The organism is Prevotella sp. oral taxon 317 str. F0108, assembly GCF_000162415.1.
GTDB classification, from domain to species: Bacteria; Bacteroidota; Bacteroidia; order Bacteroidales; family Bacteroidaceae; genus Prevotella; species Prevotella conceptionensis.
On the sequence record NZ_GG740074.1, the window covers coordinates 95,405 to 116,149 of the forward strand.

General features: G+C 50.5%; 14 protein-coding genes. 9 read left to right on the forward strand and 5 right to left on the reverse strand.

Annotation, left to right across the window (positions count from 1 at the left end; translation table 11 throughout):
• Positions 1-5: 5 nt before the first annotated feature.
• Positions 6-2,060 (forward strand): hypothetical protein, encoded by a 2,055-nt coding sequence (locus HMPREF0670_RS09890; protein ID WP_009231017.1) that lies wholly within the window; start codon positions 6-8, stop codon positions 2,058-2,060.
• 144 nt (positions 2,061-2,204) lie between these two features.
• Here the strand turns inward: HMPREF0670_RS09890 and HMPREF0670_RS09895 are convergent, their stop codons facing one another.
• Positions 2,205-2,801 carry a hypothetical protein gene (locus HMPREF0670_RS09895; protein ID WP_044078109.1) on the reverse strand — a complete coding sequence of 199 codons (597 nt, stop codon included), beginning with the start codon at positions 2,799-2,801 and terminating at the stop codon, positions 2,205-2,207.
• 356 nt (positions 2,802-3,157) lie between these two features.
• Here HMPREF0670_RS09895 and HMPREF0670_RS09900 point away from each other — a divergent pair, with 356 nt between their 5' ends.
• From HMPREF0670_RS09900 to HMPREF0670_RS09935, 8 genes are all read left to right on the forward strand, one after another.
• Complete coding sequence (locus HMPREF0670_RS09900; protein ID WP_044078110.1) at positions 3,158-5,041, forward strand: phosphoethanolamine transferase; 1,884 nt, start codon at positions 3,158-3,160, stop codon at positions 5,039-5,041.
• Positions 5,042-5,056: 15 nt separating this feature from the next.
• Positions 5,057-6,214: an acyltransferase family protein gene (locus HMPREF0670_RS09905; RefSeq protein ID WP_083786837.1), complete on the forward strand. Its 1,158-nt coding sequence runs from the start codon at positions 5,057-5,059 to the stop codon at positions 6,212-6,214.
• Between the two features lie 12 nt (positions 6,215-6,226).
• A complete protein-coding gene (locus tag HMPREF0670_RS09910; RefSeq protein ID WP_009231021.1) occupies positions 6,227-7,234 on the forward strand; it encodes an acyltransferase family protein in 1,008 nt (335 codons plus the stop codon).
• Complete coding sequence (locus HMPREF0670_RS09915) at positions 7,231-8,103, forward strand: decaprenyl-phosphate phosphoribosyltransferase (RefSeq protein WP_009231022.1); 873 nt, start codon at positions 7,231-7,233, stop codon at positions 8,101-8,103. Before HMPREF0670_RS09910 ends, HMPREF0670_RS09915 begins: the two co-directional genes overlap by 4 nt.
• Before the next feature lie 307 nt (positions 8,104-8,410).
• On the forward strand, positions 8,411-9,028 hold the full coding sequence (locus HMPREF0670_RS09920) for an HAD-IB family hydrolase (protein ID WP_009231023.1): 618 nt from the start codon (positions 8,411-8,413) through the stop codon (positions 9,026-9,028).
• Complete coding sequence (locus HMPREF0670_RS09925; RefSeq protein WP_044078111.1) at positions 8,994-10,847, forward strand: DUF6080 domain-containing protein; 1,854 nt, start codon at positions 8,994-8,996, stop codon at positions 10,845-10,847. The genes HMPREF0670_RS09920 and HMPREF0670_RS09925 overlap by 35 nt, the downstream gene beginning before the upstream one ends.
• 884 nt (positions 10,848-11,731) lie before the next feature.
• Complete coding sequence (locus HMPREF0670_RS09930) at positions 11,732-13,066, forward strand: DUF6080 domain-containing protein (RefSeq protein ID WP_009231025.1); 1,335 nt, start codon at positions 11,732-11,734, stop codon at positions 13,064-13,066.
• Between the two features lie 15 nt (positions 13,067-13,081).
• Entirely contained in the window at positions 13,082-16,498 is a 3,417-nt protein-coding gene (locus tag HMPREF0670_RS09935; RefSeq protein ID WP_009231026.1) for a DEAD/DEAH box helicase, read from the forward strand.
• Between the two features lie 274 nt (positions 16,499-16,772).
• Here HMPREF0670_RS09935 and HMPREF0670_RS09940 read toward each other — a convergent pair whose 3' ends face one another.
• The 4 genes from HMPREF0670_RS09940 to HMPREF0670_RS09955 form a co-directional block, all read right to left on the reverse strand.
• Positions 16,773-17,240, reverse strand: a complete 468-nt coding sequence (locus HMPREF0670_RS09940) for a nucleoside deaminase (RefSeq protein WP_009231027.1) — start codon at positions 17,238-17,240, stop codon at positions 16,773-16,775.
• A gap of 2 nt (positions 17,241-17,242) precedes the next feature.
• A complete protein-coding gene (gene aat, locus HMPREF0670_RS09945) occupies positions 17,243-17,887 on the reverse strand; it encodes a leucyl/phenylalanyl-tRNA--protein transferase (protein WP_009231028.1) in 645 nt (214 codons plus the stop codon).
• A gap of 212 nt (positions 17,888-18,099) precedes the next feature.
• Positions 18,100-20,361, reverse strand: a complete 2,262-nt coding sequence (locus HMPREF0670_RS09950) for an AAA family ATPase (RefSeq protein ID WP_009231030.1) — start codon at positions 20,359-20,361, stop codon at positions 18,100-18,102.
• Positions 20,362-20,366: 5 nt separating this feature from the next.
• Complete coding sequence (locus HMPREF0670_RS09955) at positions 20,367-20,669, reverse strand: ATP-dependent Clp protease adaptor ClpS (RefSeq protein WP_044078192.1); 303 nt, start codon at positions 20,667-20,669, stop codon at positions 20,367-20,369.
• Between the last annotated feature and the right edge of the window lie 76 nt (positions 20,670-20,745).

A 20,745-nucleotide genomic window follows, 5' to 3' on the forward strand; every position in this document is an offset into this window, starting at 1 on the left:
TAACAATGAAACTGCACAAGAAACAAGCATTGCTTTTAGCCCTACTTCTCATGCCCTTGCATGGGTTGCAAACCAGCGCGCAACCCCAACCTGCGCCCTCAACACAGCCCTTACCGACGGCAGCGCCCACCTTATGGGGGGCAAACGCAAAGACATACGCAGGCCACTTGCCCGTGCATGTAGACAGCGGACGTATATATATGGAGATACCCACTGCCTGCATTGGGCGCGATGTGCTTATCAGTGCGCAAGTAAACCGCGGTTTCGACTTCAATGCTCACCCCATAAAGTCGTTGGGCGTGGTGCAAATTGTCGCTCCCAACACCGAAACCATCCTTCTAAAACCACTGAAAAATGTAGCAGAAGGCGAAATGATAGTAGTGAAAAATGAGGCCGATCGGGGCATCGCGTACCCTGTTTTGGGGCGCACAAAGGCAGGAGCAGCCGTCATCGACATTACCAACGAACTGCTAACGGGCAAGCAATGGTTCAGCTATCAAGAGCTGTACACCATTCGCGAGATGGTTCCCGACCTCTCTTCGCTCTTGGATGTAAAGGTCAACAATGGCATAACGCAGTTTCGCATAAGGCGTTATCACGGGCAGCAAGCCGAAGAAGGCAACTTTTCTAGCTCGATGATCGTGTTGCCCGAGGGTAGCGTTCCCTTGGAGTTAAGTTGTCGCGTACAACTTCTTCCGCAGACTTATGCTCCCATAAGACTGGCAACAAAGGGCGTTAAAAACCTTACTGTGCCCACCGAAAGCACTTCGCCAACCGCCGAAAGCAACATGCCCATTCAGCGTTGGGCACTCAATCGTCCGCTAACATTCTACATAGACAGTCTGTTTCCGCCCCAATACATCGGTGCAGTAAAGGCAGGCGTGGCGGCATGGAACAAGGCGTTGGCCGATGCTGGCATACCCAACGCGCTGCAAGTTGAACAGGTTACGCCCCAAACAGACGTCACTCAACCACGCATGTACGTTTCTTTCGAGCTTGGCCAGCATGAAACTACGAGCAAAATGCTGTGCCACCCACTCTCTGGCGAATTGTTACGCGGTTGGATTAACGTGGGTAAAGCCGTGTTGGAGGGCAGGAAACTCGACTATTTCCTTTACCTACCCCACTTCGACATGCGTTTTTGGGACGAGAACAGCACCGATGCCATTGTTCAAGAAACCATTCAAGGCAGGGTGATGGCGAAGGTGGCGAAGGTGTTGGGCATATCTACAGAAACCGATTACGGACCAAGTGCGTTGCAACTAACCGATGCCGACAGGCGTGCTGTGGCCTATGCCTACGCCACGGCGCAAGGGAACACACCCTACGAGCAGCGTGCCGACCTGATAAAACGCCTTTCCATCAAACCGCAAGCCGCAACTGGCGATACGCCTGCCTTTGACAAGCGCGTGCGGATAATGGATAATGTGCTGCAACTGATGCCACAAATCGACCAAAAAGCCAACATGGCGAAGTTTAAAAAAGAACAAGGCTTTGCCCTATGGCATCTTTATCGTGATGCCGTGGACACGTACGGCGATCAACTGGTGGCCTTATCCGAAACTTTCTATAAGGAGGACCCAACGCCATTACAACGCAAGGCCATGCGTTTGTTGTCAAAATACATCATGCTAGCCGACAGTGGACTAGAAAGTAAGCGAATAAACGAAAACCAATTGGCCAGTAAGGGCCATGAACTAAGTATGTCGCTCGATGGCGTTTTCGGCAATTTGTTTAGCACCGACACCTTCAACATGCTGTTAAAACAAGGCACAAAGAGGGGTGGATACGGCATTAACGAGCACATAGGCATACTTTGCGATGCCTTTTTCAACAACATCGAAACATCGCGCATGCCCTCAAACTATCTTGCCAACCTGCAACTACGCTATATAATGGCACTGAACAAGGCGGCGAAAGATGCACATAAAGGCAGCAAACTGCAACTATGGCTACAACACAAGATAGCAACCACGCGCACGATGCTGGCAACGATGGCACAAAAATGCAACTCGAACGAGGGAAAAGCATGGTACAAGCTGTTGCAAGATAGGCGTTAGCACAACGCCTTTCGGTAAACGTTCTTTACGAATAAACTTGTTCCTACCGCTCCATTCCAAAGAAAAACCCAATACAACAAAAGCTTTTAAATATTGGGATTTGCAAGTTTAAAATCGGGTACGAGTGCCCCCATGCCCTCCTCATTAAAAGAAAGGCTTGTCCATAAGCGGTTTCAACACATCTTCGTACAAAGTTTTTCTGTCTATTAGTGTTCTTACCTCATTGCCCACTATCTGAGACGGGGGGATAATACAGATGATGTAAGCACAGCCGTCTATAAAGTATGGAACGGCATACAAAGGCGCTTTGCATTCTTCAACCATGAATTTTTCTCTCTTAAAAGCACTGATGCTCCACCGCGTTTCGGCAGACTTGAAGGCCATGACGCTTATTACATCTTTCTCTACGCCGTCTCTAAGCAGCCACACATCCTTTACCGTAACCCAAAGAGCGTGCCTCAACCAATTAGGATTCATGCCTTTCATCACAGCTTTTATCAGCCACGTATTGCCTTTGTTTTTGTGTCTGCCGGTAAAAGCCTTGCCCGTCCACCGCAGTGTGTCGGTGTTCTCAACAGATAACACACGATAACTTGGCGTATTGCTCTCTCTCACGGAGTCCACCTGCCGTGTCTCACTCTTGTTTTGCAGCGTCGTGTCTGTTGAAGTCGGCGCAGTTTGTGCTTTGCAATTGCAAAGCATACCCATTAGGCATATAATATGTAACGCTAATCTCTGCATAATTTTAGATTATTATTTTGCTGTAAAGGTAGCGTTTTTTCTGTTCGCCACTCAACTCTCTCGCCTTAATTATCCTTAATTGTATGGGGGGGGGTAAGTTGAAGAGTAAACGAGTTGACAAGTTGATAAGAGCGAGGTTGGGCGCGTGGCCGTTTTCTTTTACCAAACAAATTAAACGCTTGCATTGGCGGTTATCAATGATAAAAAGTGTAAATTTGCATAATATTACGAACCGATACCGCATTTTAGAACAATGCGCAGACGTGTTCCATGCGGCACACAACAGGTCTGAACAAGCTGTTGTGCGCCTATTTGTGGCAATATACATATATAAAGAAAAAAGGAACTAAAAAGAAATGACCTTAACAGTATTGAGAAAAAAAATCTTTGGCTACGTGGTTAAACCCCTACAAATCAATGCGCCGTTCTTCGTGTCGATGTACCTCTTGGGCGTGATTTGTGCATGGCTAACCCTCCCCCACAGTGCAAACGAGAAAATCTACAGGCACCTTTACACCGAGCTACTGGCAGACCTCTACACCCTTTGCCTGCTTTTAAGTATCTTGCCACAACGTATCCGCCCGTGGGTTCGCGGCGTTCTATACCTTATCTTATACCTAACGACGGCCGTCGACGTGTTTTGCCGCGTTCAGTTAGACTCCGTCATCACCCCCACCATGTTGCTTTTGGTGGGCGAAACCAATGGTCGCGAGGCCACAGAGTTTCTTTCCAGCTACCTTTCTTTCAGCATTCTGTTTAGCAAATTTGGGTGGATTGTGCTTTTCGCCCTTTCTCATTTGGCCTATACGTTACGCCGTTTCGCCCCCAAGCGGTTGAAGGCGGCCTGCCAAAAGCTTTCGGGCAAACTTCCCACCATCAGCACACCATTGGCCAACAAGCTCAAAAGGTATGCCCCCATCGGCTTTACTGGCATTCTGATTTGGAGTTTTTGCGTTACCGCCGGCAACAAAGTGGCCCTTTGGAAACTGATGCATGGCAAGAGCGTTGGCGAAGTGGAACACATGCTTACCGAGCAAAACCACGGAGAATGCTACCACCCTGTGCACCATTTAATATTCTCGATATATGCCAACTCATTGGCATCGCAACAGCTAAACAAGCTCATTGCAGCCGCCAAAACGGCAAAAGTAGACAGCTGCACGTACACCAGCCCGCACATCGTGCTGATTATCGGTGAGAGTTTCGGCAAACATCATTCGCAGCAATACGGATATGTGCAACCCACAACGCCACGGCAAATACGCCGCGAACGCAGCAAACAACTGGTGAAATTCAACGATGTGGTGTCGCCTTGGAACCTTACCAGCTACGTTTTCAAACATGTTTTTTCGCTCTACGATGTGGGCGACCGCGGAGAATGGTGCGACTATCCGCTCTTTCCCCAACTGTTTCGCAAAGCGGGCTATCACGTAACGTTCATCACCAACCAATTTTTGCCCCAAGCAAAAGAAAACGTTTACGATTTTAGCGGCGGCTTTTTTCTGAACAACCCCACACTGAACAAGGCCATGTTCGATACGCGAAACGACAGCTTGCACATCTTCGACGAAGACCTGGTGCGCGAATACGCACGCTTAAAGTCGCAAGAAGGCCGGCACAACCTCACCATTTTCCACCTCATTGGGCAGCACGTAGGGTACAAATTCCGCACGCCAAACGACCGCCGGCGATGGAATGGCACCGACTACAAAACACTTCGCCCCGACTTAACCCCCGGTCAGCGCAGCGTCCTGGCACTTTACGACGATGCCGTGCTATACAACGACTCGGTGGTTGACCTTATCGTGAAGCAGTTTGAAAGCGAAGATGCCATCGTTATCTACATGCCCGACCACGGCGAAGAATGTTATGAGGAGAACCGCGGCATCGTTTGCCGCAACCATTCGGCTGCCATCGACTACCCTTTGGCAAAGTATGAGTTCGAAATACCTTTTTGGATATGGTGTTCGCGAACCTACATCGCCCGCCATCCCGACATCTATCGGCAGATACAAAACGCGCGCAACCGCCGTTTTATGACCGATGCCCTACCCCATTTGCTGCTCTATCTGGCCGGAATAAAAACCAAGAGCTATCGCGAAGAGAACAATTTGATTAGTCCGAAGTACAACGAAAATCGGCCTCGAATACTCAAAGGCACCACCGATTACGACAAATTGCCGCGCCCCAAGCCCAAAAGTGCAGCATCAAACATCGGCCAACGCCTTACAACACATTAACCTTAACCCATCATTATGCCACCAAACGAGCGACACAAAGAAGAAAAAAACGCTGTGCAAACCTGCCAACAGCAGGCCACGGCGCATGCCAACAGCCACGCCAACAAGTCCACTAGCGGCCAAAACGCCACTAGCATCAACGCTTGTATGCGCGGCCTGGCCATCATAGGCATATTCTTGCACAACTATTGCCATTGGCTTGGCCCGATAGTTAAGGAGAACGAGTACACCTTTAACGCCGAAAACGTAACGCGCATGAACCACGCCCTGGTGCATCCCGATGCACAACTACCCATGCACCTGCTATCGTTCTTCGGTCATTACGGCGTGCCCGTGTTCCTTTTCCTCAGCGGATACGGCCTTTTCAAGAAGTATCACGGCGTTCAGGTGCCTGCGGGCAAGTTCCTGTTTAGCCATTATCTTAAACTGTTTCGCATGATGGCGGTGGGCTTTGCGCTCTTTATCGTCGTAGACACGCTTTATCCGCCCAGCTGGCATTACGATAGTTTGAAGGTTATCTCTCAGCTATTGATGTTCAATAACCTGCTGCCCCGTCCCGACAAGATGATTTGGCCTGGCGCTTTTTGGTTCTTCGGGCTGATGATGCAGTTCTATTTGCTCTATCGTTTGGTTCTTCATCGCCGTCATTGGGGCATAACTGCGCTGCTTATGGCGTTGTGTTTGATTGTGCAATTGCAGCTTTCGCCCCTAGGCGAGCCAATGAATCGCTACCGTTACAACTTCATGGGCGGCATGCTACCCTTTGGTCTAGGCTTGCTTTATGCCCAATTTCAAAAGTCGGCCACGCTGTGGGGCGACGACAACGTTAAGCAATCGGCCGCCCTTTTAGTGTGCATCGTCCTGACTTATTACCTCAGTCAAACATTCTTAGGGTGGACTTTCGTCCCTGCCGTTATTTGTCTTGCAACCCTCTTAACCGCCAATTTGCTGGCCCGCGCCCCTGTAATGGCGTGGCTTTATCGCGCCCTTTGCTGGATGGGCGGCATCTCGGCGGCTCTCTTTGTAACCCACCCCGTCACCCGAAAGCTCATCATTCCCATCTCGCGCCAAGGCCAACCCTACCTCGGATTGCTGCTCTACATCGTGGCATCCGTTGCTTTGGCCTGGGCTACAGATAAGCTTATCAGGCGCATTCCGCTACCCAAACGTTAACATCCGCAACCAATGATCCCAACAACAAACGGCATCCGCTTTGCCAACATCAGCCTACATCGAAGTGAACTAATGGGTCTGGCCATGATATCCATTGTGCTTTTCCATGTCAGCTTGCCCCGTTTGTCGCCCTTCTATGGGCTTTGGCGTATGGGAAACATCGGTGTCGACGTGTTTCTTTTCCTTAGTGGCGTGGGACTTTGGTATGCCCTAACAGGCAACAAGTCGCTCAAACGTTTCTTCACACGCCGCTATCTGCGCATCTATCCCACGTGGTTTCTCGTGGCGTGTCTTTACTATGTGCCGCGCTTTTGGCAAGGTCAACACGGTTGGAAACAGGTTATAGACCTTGCTGGCGACGTGCTGGTGAACTGGGATTTTTGGCTACACGATGAGCTAACGTTTTGGTACATACCAGCAACAATGATGCTCTACTTCTTCGCTCCCGCCTATGTGCGACTCGTTTCACGCCATCCTGCCTACCGCTGGTTGCCTGTTTTGATGATTGTTTGGTGCGTGGCCGTGCAATGGGTAAGCCCCATACACGATGCAGTTGGCCACATCGAGATATTTTGGAGCCGTGTTCCCATCTTCTTTATTGGCATCAATTGCGGTGCGTTGGTAAAGCAAGGACTAACACTCAGCCCCCAAAGCGTTTGGCTTTTGCTGGCTGCCGCGGTGCTCTCTCTTGGCGTAGACATCTACTTAGAGCAGACAAGGCACGGACTTTTTCCGCTTTTCATCGGGCGGATGCTCTACATCCCCGCCACGTTCAGCCTTGTTTTGCTATTGGGAAACTGGCTTACGGCCGTTCCGCAGCGCATAAAACGCGGTCTGCGACTGGTTGGAACCGTGAGCCTAGAAATGTATCTGCTGCACGCCCACTTCGTATTGGTGTACATAAAGCGGCTGCAATGGGGCTATTGGCCCACGTTCTTAGCCTGTTTCGCCATCACGCTGCCCTTGGCATGGCTGCTAAACAAGGGGATGGAACAACTAACAAAGCGATTTGAAAGATGAAAAAAACGCTCTTACTTATTCGTCCGCAACAATGGATTAAGAATGGGTTTGTGCTCATTCCCATGTTCTTTGGTGGACGACTGCTGAATGCCGACGATGTCATCGCAAGCGTCGTTACTTTCTTTGCATTCAGTTTTGCGGCATCGGCTATTTATTGTTTCAACGACATCGTTGACGTAGATGCCGACCGCCGACACCCCGTAAAATGCCACCGACCCATTGCATCGGGCGCGGTAAGTGTGCCAACGGCCTATGCCTTAATGGCCGTCTTGGCGTTGTTGTCGGCCTTATTGCTGTTCTTCCTACCCCAACGGGCAGGCGAAACGGCAGGCATCGTGGCCTTTTACTTCTTGCTTAACATGGCTTATTGCCTATGGTTGAAACGCCATGCCATCATAGATGTGTGCACGGTGGCCTTTGGTTTCGTGCTACGAATACTGGCTGGCGGCATGGCTTGCGATGTGGCGGTGAGCAATTGGTTGGTGTTGATGACCTTCCTACTTGCGCTTTTCCTTTCGTTTGCCAAACGGCGCGACGACGTTTTGCGCATGAACGAGACGGGCGAACCGCCTCGCCGCAACACCATACGCTACAATCTCACCTTCGTAAACCAAGCCATCACCGTTACGGGTACCGTTACTTTGGTGTGCTACATCATGTACACGGTGTCGCCCGAGGTGGTTAGTCGGTTCCATGCACCCTACCTTTACCTCACCAGCATTTTCGTTTTGGTGGGTCTTTTGCGCTACATGCAGCTCACAGTGGTAGACGAAGTGAGTGGCGACCCTACCAAAATACTACTCCGCGACCGATTTACGCAAGCCATTGTAGTGGCATGGATCATGGCGTTTCTGTTGATCATATACTAGGAGTAAAGGGAGTAAGGAGGTGAGGAGTAAGTAGGTGGGTGAGGAGTAAGGAGTTAAGGAGTTAAGGAGTTAAGCCAAATGTATAGGTAGTGTTAGGCTAATAGGATAAGTCTGACCAGTCTGACTTGTCCGACCTGTCCGACCTGTCCGACTTGTCCGAAAGCTAGAATGAACTAGAAACCTAGAAACCGCTAGACACCTTTAAAGGCGTTAGCCATCTTTTCACCCTTTCACCTTTTCACCCTTTCACCCTTTCACCCTTTCACCCTTTCACCCTTTCACTTTTAAAGATGAGACCGATTATATGATGACTACAAATTCTACAACGTCCATACGCGTTTCACTTTTCGACTTCGACGGCACGCTAACCACGCTCGACACCCTGCCCGCCTTCATCGCCCATGCTGTGGGAAGGTGGCGAATGCTCGTGGGATTTGGGCTTTACCTGCCCCTGATCGTGCTGATGAAGTTGCACCTATATGCAAACGGACGAGTCAAAGAACGGCTATTCGCCCACTTCTTCAAAGGGATGACGCTCGAAACGTTCGATGCACACTGCCAATCGTTTGCTAAAAACAACGTACACATACTGCGCCCGCAAGGCATGAAAACCGTAGAGGAAGCCTGCCAACGGGGCGAAAGCGTGCTGATTGTTAGTGCCAGCATCACCAATTGGGTGCTACCCTTCTTTCGTCAACTGCCACGAGTGCAGGTTATCGGCACACAAATAGCCGTAGAAAATGGGAGGCTGACGGGGCGATTTGCCTCGCCCAACTGTCATGGAGCAGAAAAAGTGCGGCGCGTGGAAAACCTTTTCGCACCCCGACATCAATACTATATCACTGCCTACGGCGACAGCCAAGGCGACAAAGAAATGTTAGCTTATGCAGATGAACCACATTACAAACCCTTCAGAACAAAATAAACGACAAAGCTTAGGCGAAATGTTGCGCTTCGGCATCGTTGGCTTGACGGCCACCGCCATACAATACGCCACTTATTGGGTGGGGTTGCAGTTTACCAACCACAACCTAGCCATGACCGTGGCTTATCTTCTAAGCTTTGCCTTTAACCTCTGGGCCAGCCTGCGTTACACCTTCCGTGTGGGCGCAACTCCTGGCCGTTGGGCTGGTTTTGCCGTGGCTCATGTGGTGAACTATCTGTTGCAAATGGCCACACTCAACCTTTTTGTTGACCTTGGCGTAAGCAAAACACTCGCGCCCTTGCCCATGTTTGCCGTTTGCGTGCCCATCAACTTCCTGCTGGTACGTTTCTTTCTCAAACACAACGGCATACGTATGTTTGCCGTCTTCAAGGTTCGGCGCGAAGAATGGGGCGTTGGTGCGCCTTTGCTTATCCTCTTCGTGGGACTGCACGCCCTGCTCATCGCACATTATTACGCGCTTTTCACGCCCCTGCAAGCCCATTACTGGGACCTTTTCATACGCAACTTCCACCTTTCGGGGTTCGACCCCATCACCTACGTCGTGGTTAGCGATTGGCAAGTCGGCTACAACGTGTATCGCCATCCCCTACTAGCCTTCTTCATGTATGTGCCATACATGATTAACCAAGGCCTGATGTGGCTCACGGGCATCAACTGCGCCATCTTCGTTGTGGCTGCGTTGCAAACCTTCGCCGCTTTCTATTCATTGGTGTTTCTTCACAGGTTGTTGCGCCGCATTATGGGGCTAACCTTGTTCGATACCCGTCTGCTAAGCTTGTTTTTCTTCGCCTTGGCCTACATCATCGTATCGGCCATTGCGCCCGACCACTTCATCCTTTCGCTCTTTGCCCTGCTACTCACCCTCTTAGTAGCCGCCAACCACCAACAACAAGCCACAACCATGCCCACGTGGAAGGCCCTTTGCCTATTCGTTCTCACGGCTGGCATATCGCTTAACAATGGCTTAAAAGTATTCGTTGCCGCACTTTTCGCCAACGGCCGCCGCTTTTTCCGCCCCCGTTTTCTACTCTTTGCCGTGCTACTGCCTTCGGCCTTGATATGGGTTTTCGCCCGTTTCGAGTACAAACGCTTTGTTTGGCCGGGCGAAGTTAAGCGGCATCAGGCACGCGACAAGCGTAAGGCTGAGGCCAAAAAGAAAGCCGAAGAGGAGGCCCGAAAACGCCAATTGGCATGGGAAGAGGCCGTGCGAGAGGCGAAAAAGAAAAATCCACATAACCCCAAATTACCGCCACGCCCCACCAACACCACTACAAAGAAAAAACCAAACAATGGCGCAGCTGCCAAAATGGGCAAGCCCTTGATGCAAGGAGAGTTTATGCGATGGACCGACATCAGCACTTCGCGACTGCAATCGGTTACAGAAAACCTCTTTGGCGAGAGCATTCAGCTGCATCGCGACCATCTGTTGGAAGACATGTATGGGCGTAGGCCTGTCATTGTGCACTATCGTTGGGCCATCAACTACGTGGCCGAAGGGTTGCTGGTGCTGCTCTTCGTGGTAGGACTTTGGGTGGGACGGCGCAACAAACTGTTGCTCATGGCCCTGGCCTTTGCCGCAATGGACTGGGTGTTACACGTGGGATTGGGTTTCGGTCTTAACGAGGTGTACATCATGACAGCCCATTGGGCCTACGTGTTGCCTTTGGGTTTGGCCGCCCTTTTCGTAGTTGCCACAGGCCGAAAGCGCACCTTTCTGCGCATCGCCATTGGCTCGCTCACCCTTTGGCTATACGCTTGGAACTTATACTCTGTGGTAGATTATCTGCTCAACAGCTAGGCACACACCCATAAATAAGTAATTATATTTTACAAACAGTGCCCTATTTGCCACCCACTTCTAGCGAAAATACGGGCTAAAAAGCAAGCAATTGGTCGCTATTTGCAGCCTTGGGCATTTCTTTTTCTGTCCAATTTTAAGAACATCAGCTGCATTTAGCACCATTTTGCCTTTCTATTTGGCGTTTGGTTCGTTGTTTTTGCACCCCCAAAAACCTGCATTTAGCCCCTAAAATGCCACTTTTTAATGGATATTTTGCCCTTTTGAGCCATGTTTTTCATGGTTCGAAAGGGTTTGTTTATACCATTTGCAGTGGATGTTTATGCTTTTCGCCTTGCATTTAGCACCAAAACGCACTGCGTTTAGCACCATTTTACCTTGCGTTTAGCAGCAAAACGCACGGCATTTAGCGGCAAAATGCACTGTATTTTGCTGCAAATTGCCCCAAAACGGGTGCAAATGGCGGTTCTTTTAAATAAAAATTCATTTTGCCGCATGCACAAGCTAACCCCATTTTGCACCAAAACAAACCTTCGCGAGAATTGGATTTTTGCGGCAAGGTGAGCAGTTGGTGGATAAAAAGGGCACTTTTAATGTTAAAATTCTTACTGAAAAGTAGACAAATTTCGGACTGGTGAGTTAGTAAGGGAGTTTTTAAGGTTATAAGTTTATGAGTTTGTGCGTTGTCAACTTTACAAGTTAACGAGTTAACAAGCCAGCAAGCAAATTACATACCGCCCGAACTTTTTGTGATATAATGTGGTCCTCTCTATATAAAAAATGCTACATTTGCATATATAAACCATTTAAGGCAGGTTCTAAAAGACGGCTTGTTTGGCACATAGCCCAAGCCGTAAGGCACGCATAACATATACTTAGAACACATGTTAAAACTAAGAAAAGAAGAAAAACCACTGGCCCTAGTGGCCTTCTTGGTGTTTGCATTGCAAAATGCACTCACCCTATATAAGTACCACGACCTTTTTACACGCGTGGGATTTAGGGGCTATTGGGTGCTGTTTCACGAGATGTTCCATGTTTCGGGCTACGATGCCTACTCGTGTATCTATCTTTCAAACGGCAAAATATACTACGAACTCTCGCGCCATCCGCTGTTCGGTCCGTTGCTCGCACCGTTCTATTGGCTCAACGATGCCATCATCAAGCAATTCGATTTCAACGCCGCCAGCTACATCATGGCCGTGTTGCTAACACTCAGTGCCACCCTCAGCGCGGTGTTGTTGTTTCGCATTTTGCGTTCGCAAATAGGCTTAAAGCTGGCAGATGCACTTGCGCTTACCGCACTGTTGTTTTCGTTTGCATCGATTATGTTGGCCGTCATGCTACCCGACCATTTTTGCTTTTCGTTGCTATTGCTCATCCTCACCTTATATATAGCCAACAAAGGCAAGGCCATGGCATGGTGGCAAACGGCACTGCTGTTGCTGTTTACGGCCGGCATAACGCTTAGCAACGGCGCAAAAACACTCTTGGCCGACCTCTTCGGCACGGGTAAGGCCTTCTTTAAGCCACGCCGCCTGCTGCTGGCTGGCGTGTTGCCGCTAGTTGTTTTGGGTGCCGCCTTCTATGCCCAATACACGCTACAACTGCTACCACGCGAGCAGGAGTCGGCAAGGATTGAGGCGCAAGTGCAAAAAAAGAACCCCAATGCCATTAAGCGGAGTGTGGCACACGAGGCCCGAAAGGAACGAATTATCGGCAAACCAATGGGTAACGACCCCGTACTTAAATGGACCGACAAGGACACACCACGACTAACGAGCGTGGTGGAAAACGTGTTTGGCGAGAGCATACAGCTGCATCGCGACCATTTATTGGAAGATCTGTTTATCTCGCGCCCTGTTGTTGTGCATTACGAGCATTGGTTTTTCTACGCCGTGGAGGCTTTCGTGGTGGTGCTTTTCGTTGCAGGACTGCTTTGCGGCATGCGCCAAAGGCTGCTTTGGCTCTGCCTGTCGTGGCTGGGGGTAGACATCTTTTTGCACATTATTCTGGGGTTCGGGCTGAACGAGGCCTACATCATGGGCACCCATTGGCTGTTCATCATCCCCATCGCCATAGCCTTTATGTTCAAGCGTATGTCGGCCAAGCCCGCCCTTGTGCTGCGCTGGGCAATTGTGGCATTGGCCCTCTATCTCTACGTTTACAACGCACGGCTCGTCTTCCAATTTATGTCTCATCCCTTAACCATTGGCTAAATACCACAGCGCAACATGCCCAACCCACGCACATACATCACTGCCGACGAGTTGTTTCGCCGCATCGACCACACCTTATCCACGGCAACCACAAACCCCGAAAGCATCAACAAGCAACTGCACGACACCCTTTCGCTGGCCTGCGACGGTGCATTGCAAGACAGTTTACAGGCCTTCGGCAATTTATTTTCCAAGGTAGACTTTCTTTGCAAACGGCATCGCATCGCCCTGCGCGATGTGGTGGCCATACAACAGATGCGTAGGGAGAGCAATAAGGCACAGCCCATACCCGCGGCAGACGTGCCATATCATTGTAGGGCACTAGCTATCTTCGTGTCGGCTGTGTACAACAAGCACATCCCCAGCATGCTTGTTGGGCGCATCGCACCCACAAACAAGCCGCCAAAAGAGTTGCGACACGTGGACTTTCGCTACCTGCGCTGCATTGTAGACCAATGCGACGGCAACCAAATAATGGTAAAAATAGACCACGAAAGCTATGAAGAGCCTATGGTTCTGAACTTAGAGACAGAAGAACAAACCTACCTTAAACCCCTGCTCCGCATGGGAATGCAACTCAACTTGCTAGATTGCACCAAGCAAGGCCATGCGCTTTTGCCGCGATTGGTGGTGATAGAGCCCGACTTCTTGCTCGACATCAGTGCCATTGCACGCTGTTTTACCGATTATGGACACCACCCCTTGGCCTATACCGTCAACAGAATGGGGGCCAATGCCAATTCGCAAGCCATACTGGTGGGTAGCTTTGCGGGCGCGGCACTAGACGACATCATTAACAACAACACCGATTACGACTGGCGACAAACCTTTACCAACACCTTTAAAGAGCGCACAATGGACTTTTGCACCTGCCCCGACCTCAACGTGCGAGAGCCTTTTCGCGAGGTGGCAGTTAACCAAGCCAACAACATTGAAGAGATTGTAGACCGCCTTTTCGATAACGAACAAGAGGGGTTCGACCGCTCGAAAGCCTTGCTCGAACCCTCGTTTGTGTGCGAAGAACTGGGCTTGCAAGGTCGCGTTGACCTCATGACAAGCGACTTTCGGCTGCTGGTGGAACAGAAATCGGGCGCTAATTACAACATTCAGCGCAACCAACCCAACGAGTTTGGCAGCTTTCAAAAAGAAGACCATTATGTGCAATTGCTGCTATATTACGGCGTTTTGCGCCACAACTTCCGCCTGTCTAACCATCAAGTAGACATCCGTCTGCTTTATTCCAAATATCCTTTGCCTGGCGGATTGGTGGTGGTGGCCTATCTGCAACGCCTTTTTCACGAGGCCATACGCCTGCGCAACGAAATTGTGGCGCAAGAATTTGGCATCGCCCAACAAGGCTTTGACAGCGTTATCGACAAGCTTTCGCCCGACACGCTGAACCAAAACCAACTCTGTTCTACCTTCTATCATCGTTATCTCGAACCCCAAATTGCAGCCGTAACCACACCACTGCATAAGCTAGAAACACTGGAACGCGCCTACGTCTGCCGCATGCTTACCTTCGTTTACAACGAACAGTTGTTGGCAAAGGTTGGCGCACAACAGACGCAAGGCCACAGCGGAGCCGACCTTTGGAACATGCCGTTGGCCGAAAAAAGAGAAACAGGAAACATTTTTACCGCCCTTAAACTACAAAAGGCAGAGAAAAGCAACAGCTATAATGGGGTGGACACGCTGACGTTCGACGTTCCTGAACAGGCCGACGACTTCCTTCCGAACTTTCGTCGCGGCGACATGGTGTACCTCTATGCCTACGAACCCGATGCCGAACCCGACGTGCGGCAAAGCATTTTGTTTAAAGGCGTGCTGGTAGACATCGCCGTTGGGCAGATTGTTGTGCACCTGAACGATGGTCTGCAAAACGAAAATTACTTGCAAGGCGATAAGCATTTTGCCATAGAACATGCCACAAGCGACGTGGGTAGCACATCGGCCGTGAAGGCTTTACATAGCTTTGCCACGGCCAACGCTCAGCGCAAAGCCTTGCTACTGGGGCAAAGGGCACCGAAATACGATGCCGCGGCGGAACTGTCGCGAAGTTATCATCCCAGTTACGACGAGGTGCTGTTGCGCATAAAACAAGCGCGCGACTACTTTTTGCTTGTTGGTCCGCCTGGAACGGGCAAGACTTCGATGGCCCTGCGCTTTATCGTTGAAGAGCAAGCGGGTAACATTCTGCTGATGTCGTACACCAACAGGGCGGTAGACGAGATATGCGACATGCTGCTATCTGCGGCTATTCCTTTTCTTCGTATCGGCAACGAATACAGCTGCGACGAACGTTTTCGCCCCTTTTTGCTAGACCGACTGGTGGACAGCGACCCCAAATTGAGCCTTATCAAACAGCGTATCGCGGCCTGTCGCGTATTTGTTGGCACAACATCCACCATGCAATCGCGCTCCAACATCTTTGCGTTGAAACACTTCGACCTGGCCGTTATCGATGAGGCATCGCAGATATTAGAACCCAACATCGTGGGTTTGCTCTCTGCCAATCTGCCTCACGACACGGCCATGGCCCATGGATTGCGCCCCCAAAGCGACAGTTTGCCAGCCATAGACAAGTTTGTGCTTATCGGCGACCATAAGCAATTGCCCGCCGTGGTTCAGCAAAACGCCGCCCAAGCCGCCGTGAACCACCCGCAACTAAATGCCATCGGCATAACCGATTGTCGCCAATCGCTCTTCGAACGGTTGATACATTGGGAACGAAGTCAAGGTCGTACGCGTTTCATCGGCACACTTAACCGCCAAGGACGCATGCACCCGCACATCGCACGTTTCCCCAACGAGATGTTTTATGCCCACGAACGGCTCGATGTGGTGCCGTGTCCGCATCAGGAAGAGCAACAACTTGACTACAGCCAGCCATCGCAAGACGTGCTAGACGACCAGCTGAAAGCCCATCGCCTGCTGTTCTTCGCGGCAGAAAACAACGAAAACGAAAGCCCATCAGACAAGGCTAACCCTGCCGAGGCGCGCATCGTGGCTCGCATATTGGGGCGCATCCACCGCTTTTACGGCAAGCACTTCGATGCCAACCGCACTGTTGGGGTCATCGTTCCTTACCGAAACCAAATTGCAATGATACGTCGCGAGTTGCAAAAGTTGGGTGTTGCCGAGTTGAACGGCATCACCATCGACACCGTTGAACGCTATCAAGGGTCGCAAAGAGACGTCATTGTCTATTCGTTCACCATCACTCACCGCTACCAACTGGACTTCCTCACTGCCAATTGCTTTGAGGAAGACGGCCGAATTATCGACCGTAAACTGAACGTGGCACTCACACGAGCACGCAAACAGATGATTATAACGGGACACATTCCCACCCTAAGCCATAACAGAACATTCAAGGCACTTATACAACACGTAAGGGAAAATGGATTGGTGGTGGAAGAAGAAGGGTAAGACAACAAGCTTATGAATTTGTGGGGATGAGAATTTCATCCTACTCATCCTATATATACGTGCCTACACGCACATGAAAGGCATCAGTTTAAGATAACAAACAACGTCCAATGCGTTTATTTCTTGGCCTTTCTCCAGGTGAAAGCCACCTGCTCAAGACAACAAATAACTCATAACAACCCATGTACATGTTAGTGGCGTTGCACCAACTATCGCTATGCGGTAGGTAGTGCAACGCCACTCAAAACGTTTAATATGAGAGAAAATGTGGGCCTCAATACTCCGTCTTCTCCACCTTCGCCTCCCACATTTTAAAGGCATTGATGGCCTCGTTGGGCAGCAACAGTTCCATATTCTTGCTGCGTTCGCTGGGTTTCAACGCCATTTCGTGGTAGATAAAATCATCGTCGAAACCGATGTTGGCGGCATCTTCGCGGTTGTTGGCGTAGTAAACGTTGTCGAGACGCGCCCAATAAATGGCACCCAGACACATAGGACAAGGCTCGCACGAGGTGTAAATGTCGCACCCCGAAAGGTTAAACGTGCCCAACTTACTACTAGCCAACCTAATGGCGCTTACCTCCGCATGCGCCGTAGGGTCGTGATCTAAGGTAACACGATTGGCTGCCTCGGCAATAATCTCGCCTTTGCGTGCAATCACCGCCCCAAAAGGGCCTCCTCCGTTTTTCACACTTTCTTCGCTCAGAGCTATTGCCCTGCGCATCAGTTCCTCATTGTTCATTTTTATTCTTTCTGTATAATCTTAAGGTAATCGTCGTACGCGATAAACCGCCCACCCATCGAGCGCAAGTGCGGCGTTTCGAATTGGCAGTCGATTATTAGGCCGCCATGGTCGCTCATATAATGCGCCAAGTGGATAAGGGCAAGCTTGCTAGCACTGGGTGCCAACGAGAACATACTCTCGCCAAAGAAACAACGGCCGAGGGTTACGCCGTAAAGACCACCCACAAGTCGGTCGCTTTGCCACACTTCAACACTGGCGGCGAACCCCTGTTCGTGCATCTTGCGGTAGGCTTTCACCATATCAACCCCCAGCCAAGCCCCATCTTCCTTGATGCGTAGTCGACTGCAATGTCTTATCACCTCGTCGAACTCTTGGTTAAAGGTAACATGATAGGTCCCTCTGTTTATCAACGAGCGCATGGAATGCGACACATGAACCTCGGCAGGGAAGATAACAAACCGCTGCATGGGGCAATACCACAATATTTCGCGGTTGTAGCGGAACGAGTACCACGGGAAAATGCCATAGCTGTAGGCCAGCAACATGCGGTCTACCGACAAGTCTCCGCCAACAGCCAGCAAGCCGTCGGGTTCACCCAAATGCGGGTCGGGGAACGAGAGTGTTTTATCTAACGCGAACACCATAGTTAATTAGGAATTTGGTTAACACCATCAACGCTCCAAAACGTCTTCGCCGCATATACGGATACGGCAAAGGAAAAGATTGTTTTTGAAACGCAGAATTCCCCCCTCAACGACCTTTTCAGCCCATTGTATGCGTAAAGATTGCTATATGTAGAAACAAACTTGGGCATTGCGAGAGAGATTTTTAAAACGATGTTAGCGGTTGTAGCAGCTCATTTAGGCACGTCGAGCACCAGCTGCACATTGGTGTCGTCGGGTGTTGGCGGTTCGTGGCCTTTCGTTTTCACGATGGCCTTGCCGCCTTTTTTCAGCTTTCCGAAAAGCATTTCTCGGGTAAGCAGAGGTTTTAGCAATGCGGCGATAACGCGATCCATTTCGCGTGCGCCATACTGCGGTGTGAAACCCTTTCGCAACAGGTAGCTTTCGGCCGCACCATCGAGCGTAAGCTCCACGTTGCGCGCAGCCAACTGCTGTTGCAGGGCCTTTACTTTCTTCTTCAATATCAGTTGCGCCATAGGCTCGTCCATATCGCGGAACACCACGGTGGCCGAGAGGCGGTTGATAAATTCGGGTTTAAACGTCTTCTTAACCTGCGCCATCATAGCCTCGCCACGCGACACATTGCCGGCAAATCCCACGCTGGCTTGCGAGGCAAATTGCGCACCGGCGTTGCTCGTCATGATGAGAACTACGTTGCGGAAGTCGGCTTTCTGACCTTTATTATCCGTCAATCGGGCATAATCCATCACTTGCAGCAGGATGTTGTAGATGTCGGCGTGTGCCTTTTCTATCTCGTCGAGCAGCAATACGCAGTTGGGTGTCTTGCGTATCGCATCGGTAAGCAGACCCCCATCTTCGTATCCCACGTATCCCGCAGGCGAACCAATGAGCTTTGCCACAGCATGTTTCTCGGTGTATTCGCTCATGTCGAACCGCACCAATTCAATACCAAGTTCGGTGGCCAACACGCGTGCCACCTCCGTTTTTCCCACGCCCGTAGGTCCAACAAACAGCATGGCAGCCAGCGGTTTCCCCTCTTCGGTAAGTCCGGCCTTAGCCGTCTGTATGGCTTGCGTAACCAATTCCACGGCTTGGTTCTGACCGTAAATCAGTTCTTTCATGCGCTTTTCCAGCGTAAACAGTGCCTCGTTGCCATCGTCTTTCAAGGCAACAGCCTGCACCTTGCACACCTTCGTAAGCACATCGGCCACCAAGGCCTTGTCCACTTTCTGCCGTTTTGTGGGCAAAGGGTGCATTTGGCGGTAGGCCCCAGCCTCGTCAATCAAGTCGATTGCCTTGTCGGGCAGGAACCTATCGTTAACATACTTGGCACTGGCATGCACGGCAAAGTCGATAACATCGGGCGAATAGTGCACATTATGGAACTTCTCGTACTGCCTTTTCAGTCCGTTAAGTATCTTGATTGCCTCTTCGGGCGACGGTTCGGGTACGTCTATCTGTTGGAAACGGCGCACAATACCGGCACTCTTGGCAAAATATCGGTTGTATTCGGCATAGGTGGTGCTGCCGATAAAGCGCACATCTCCCCCTTCCAGATAGGGTTTGAGCATGTTCGATGCGTCCATTGAGCCTTCGCTCGAACGGCCCGCGCCCACCAAGTTGTGTATTTCGTCGATGTAAAGGATGGTGTTTCCCTCCGTCAGCAGTCCGTTCATCACCTGCTTAATGCGCTTTTCCAAGTCGCCCCGAAATTGCGTTCCGGCCAAGATGGTGCCCATGTCCATTTGGTAAATGCGGCATCCCCTCAGCCTTTGCGGCACGTCGCCCCGCTCTATCATGGCCGCCAGCCCATACACCAAGGATGTTTTGCCCACACCAGGTTCGCCCACATGCAGCGGGTTGTTCTTTTCCTTGCGGCACAACACCTGTATGGTGCGTTGCAGTTCTTCTTCCCTTCCAATAAGCGGATTATGTTTTTTGTACGTGTCGTTCACGCATGTAACGAGCGAACGCCACGGTGCCTCTTCCTCATCTTCCTCATCATCGTTGCCGAAGACGGGCATGTCGTCGTCTTCATCATACAGTTCCACCAGTTCGGCCACGAAGTTAGAGGCATTCTCGCCCAGCTGTCTGCTCAGCAGATAAGCCGCATCAGAGTTTTGCAAACCTAGAAGTGCCGTTACCAAATGCGGCACTTGCAGCATGTCCACATCGGCCATCATGGCCAGCTTGCGGGCATTGGTAAGCACTTCGGCCGTCTGCACCGAATTTTCCGGCACATGAAACCACTCCGTGGGCACCTTTTCCATCTTCCCCACCACGTTGTCTAGCTGGGCCATCAGCCTAGTGGTGTTGCCCCCCGATGCTTGTAATGCAATAGAAAAGTTATCTAAGTTTGTCATGGCCATGAGCAGATGCTCGGGTGTGACAAACTCGTTTCTGTACAACATGCAATAGTTCAACGCACTATTGAGTACTTGGTCGGTTTCATGAGAATTGATATATATTGGCATGGCGGTTATCCAGGTTGACAGGTTAAACGTAGCGGGTAGCCGGCATGGCGCGCCATGTCTGTGGCCTTACTCACTTTCGACATGGCCACATCGTAGCTATAAACGCCCACAACGGCCTTGTCGCTTCTATGCACGGCAAGCATCAGGGCCTCGGCTTCGGTCTCCGACTTAAAGAACACAACTTTCAGTATCATCACAACGAAGTCCATTGTGGTGAAGTCGTCGTTATGAATAAGCACCTTATATTTGCGCGGTTCGCGCAGATTGGTGCGTATGCGCTCTCTAATTGCCTCTTGTTGCTTTGCCATACAAGTGCAAATATAGTGCGAAAGCACGAAAGTGCAAAATTTTTTAGCTTAAAACATTAACCCAAAATGTAGTTTT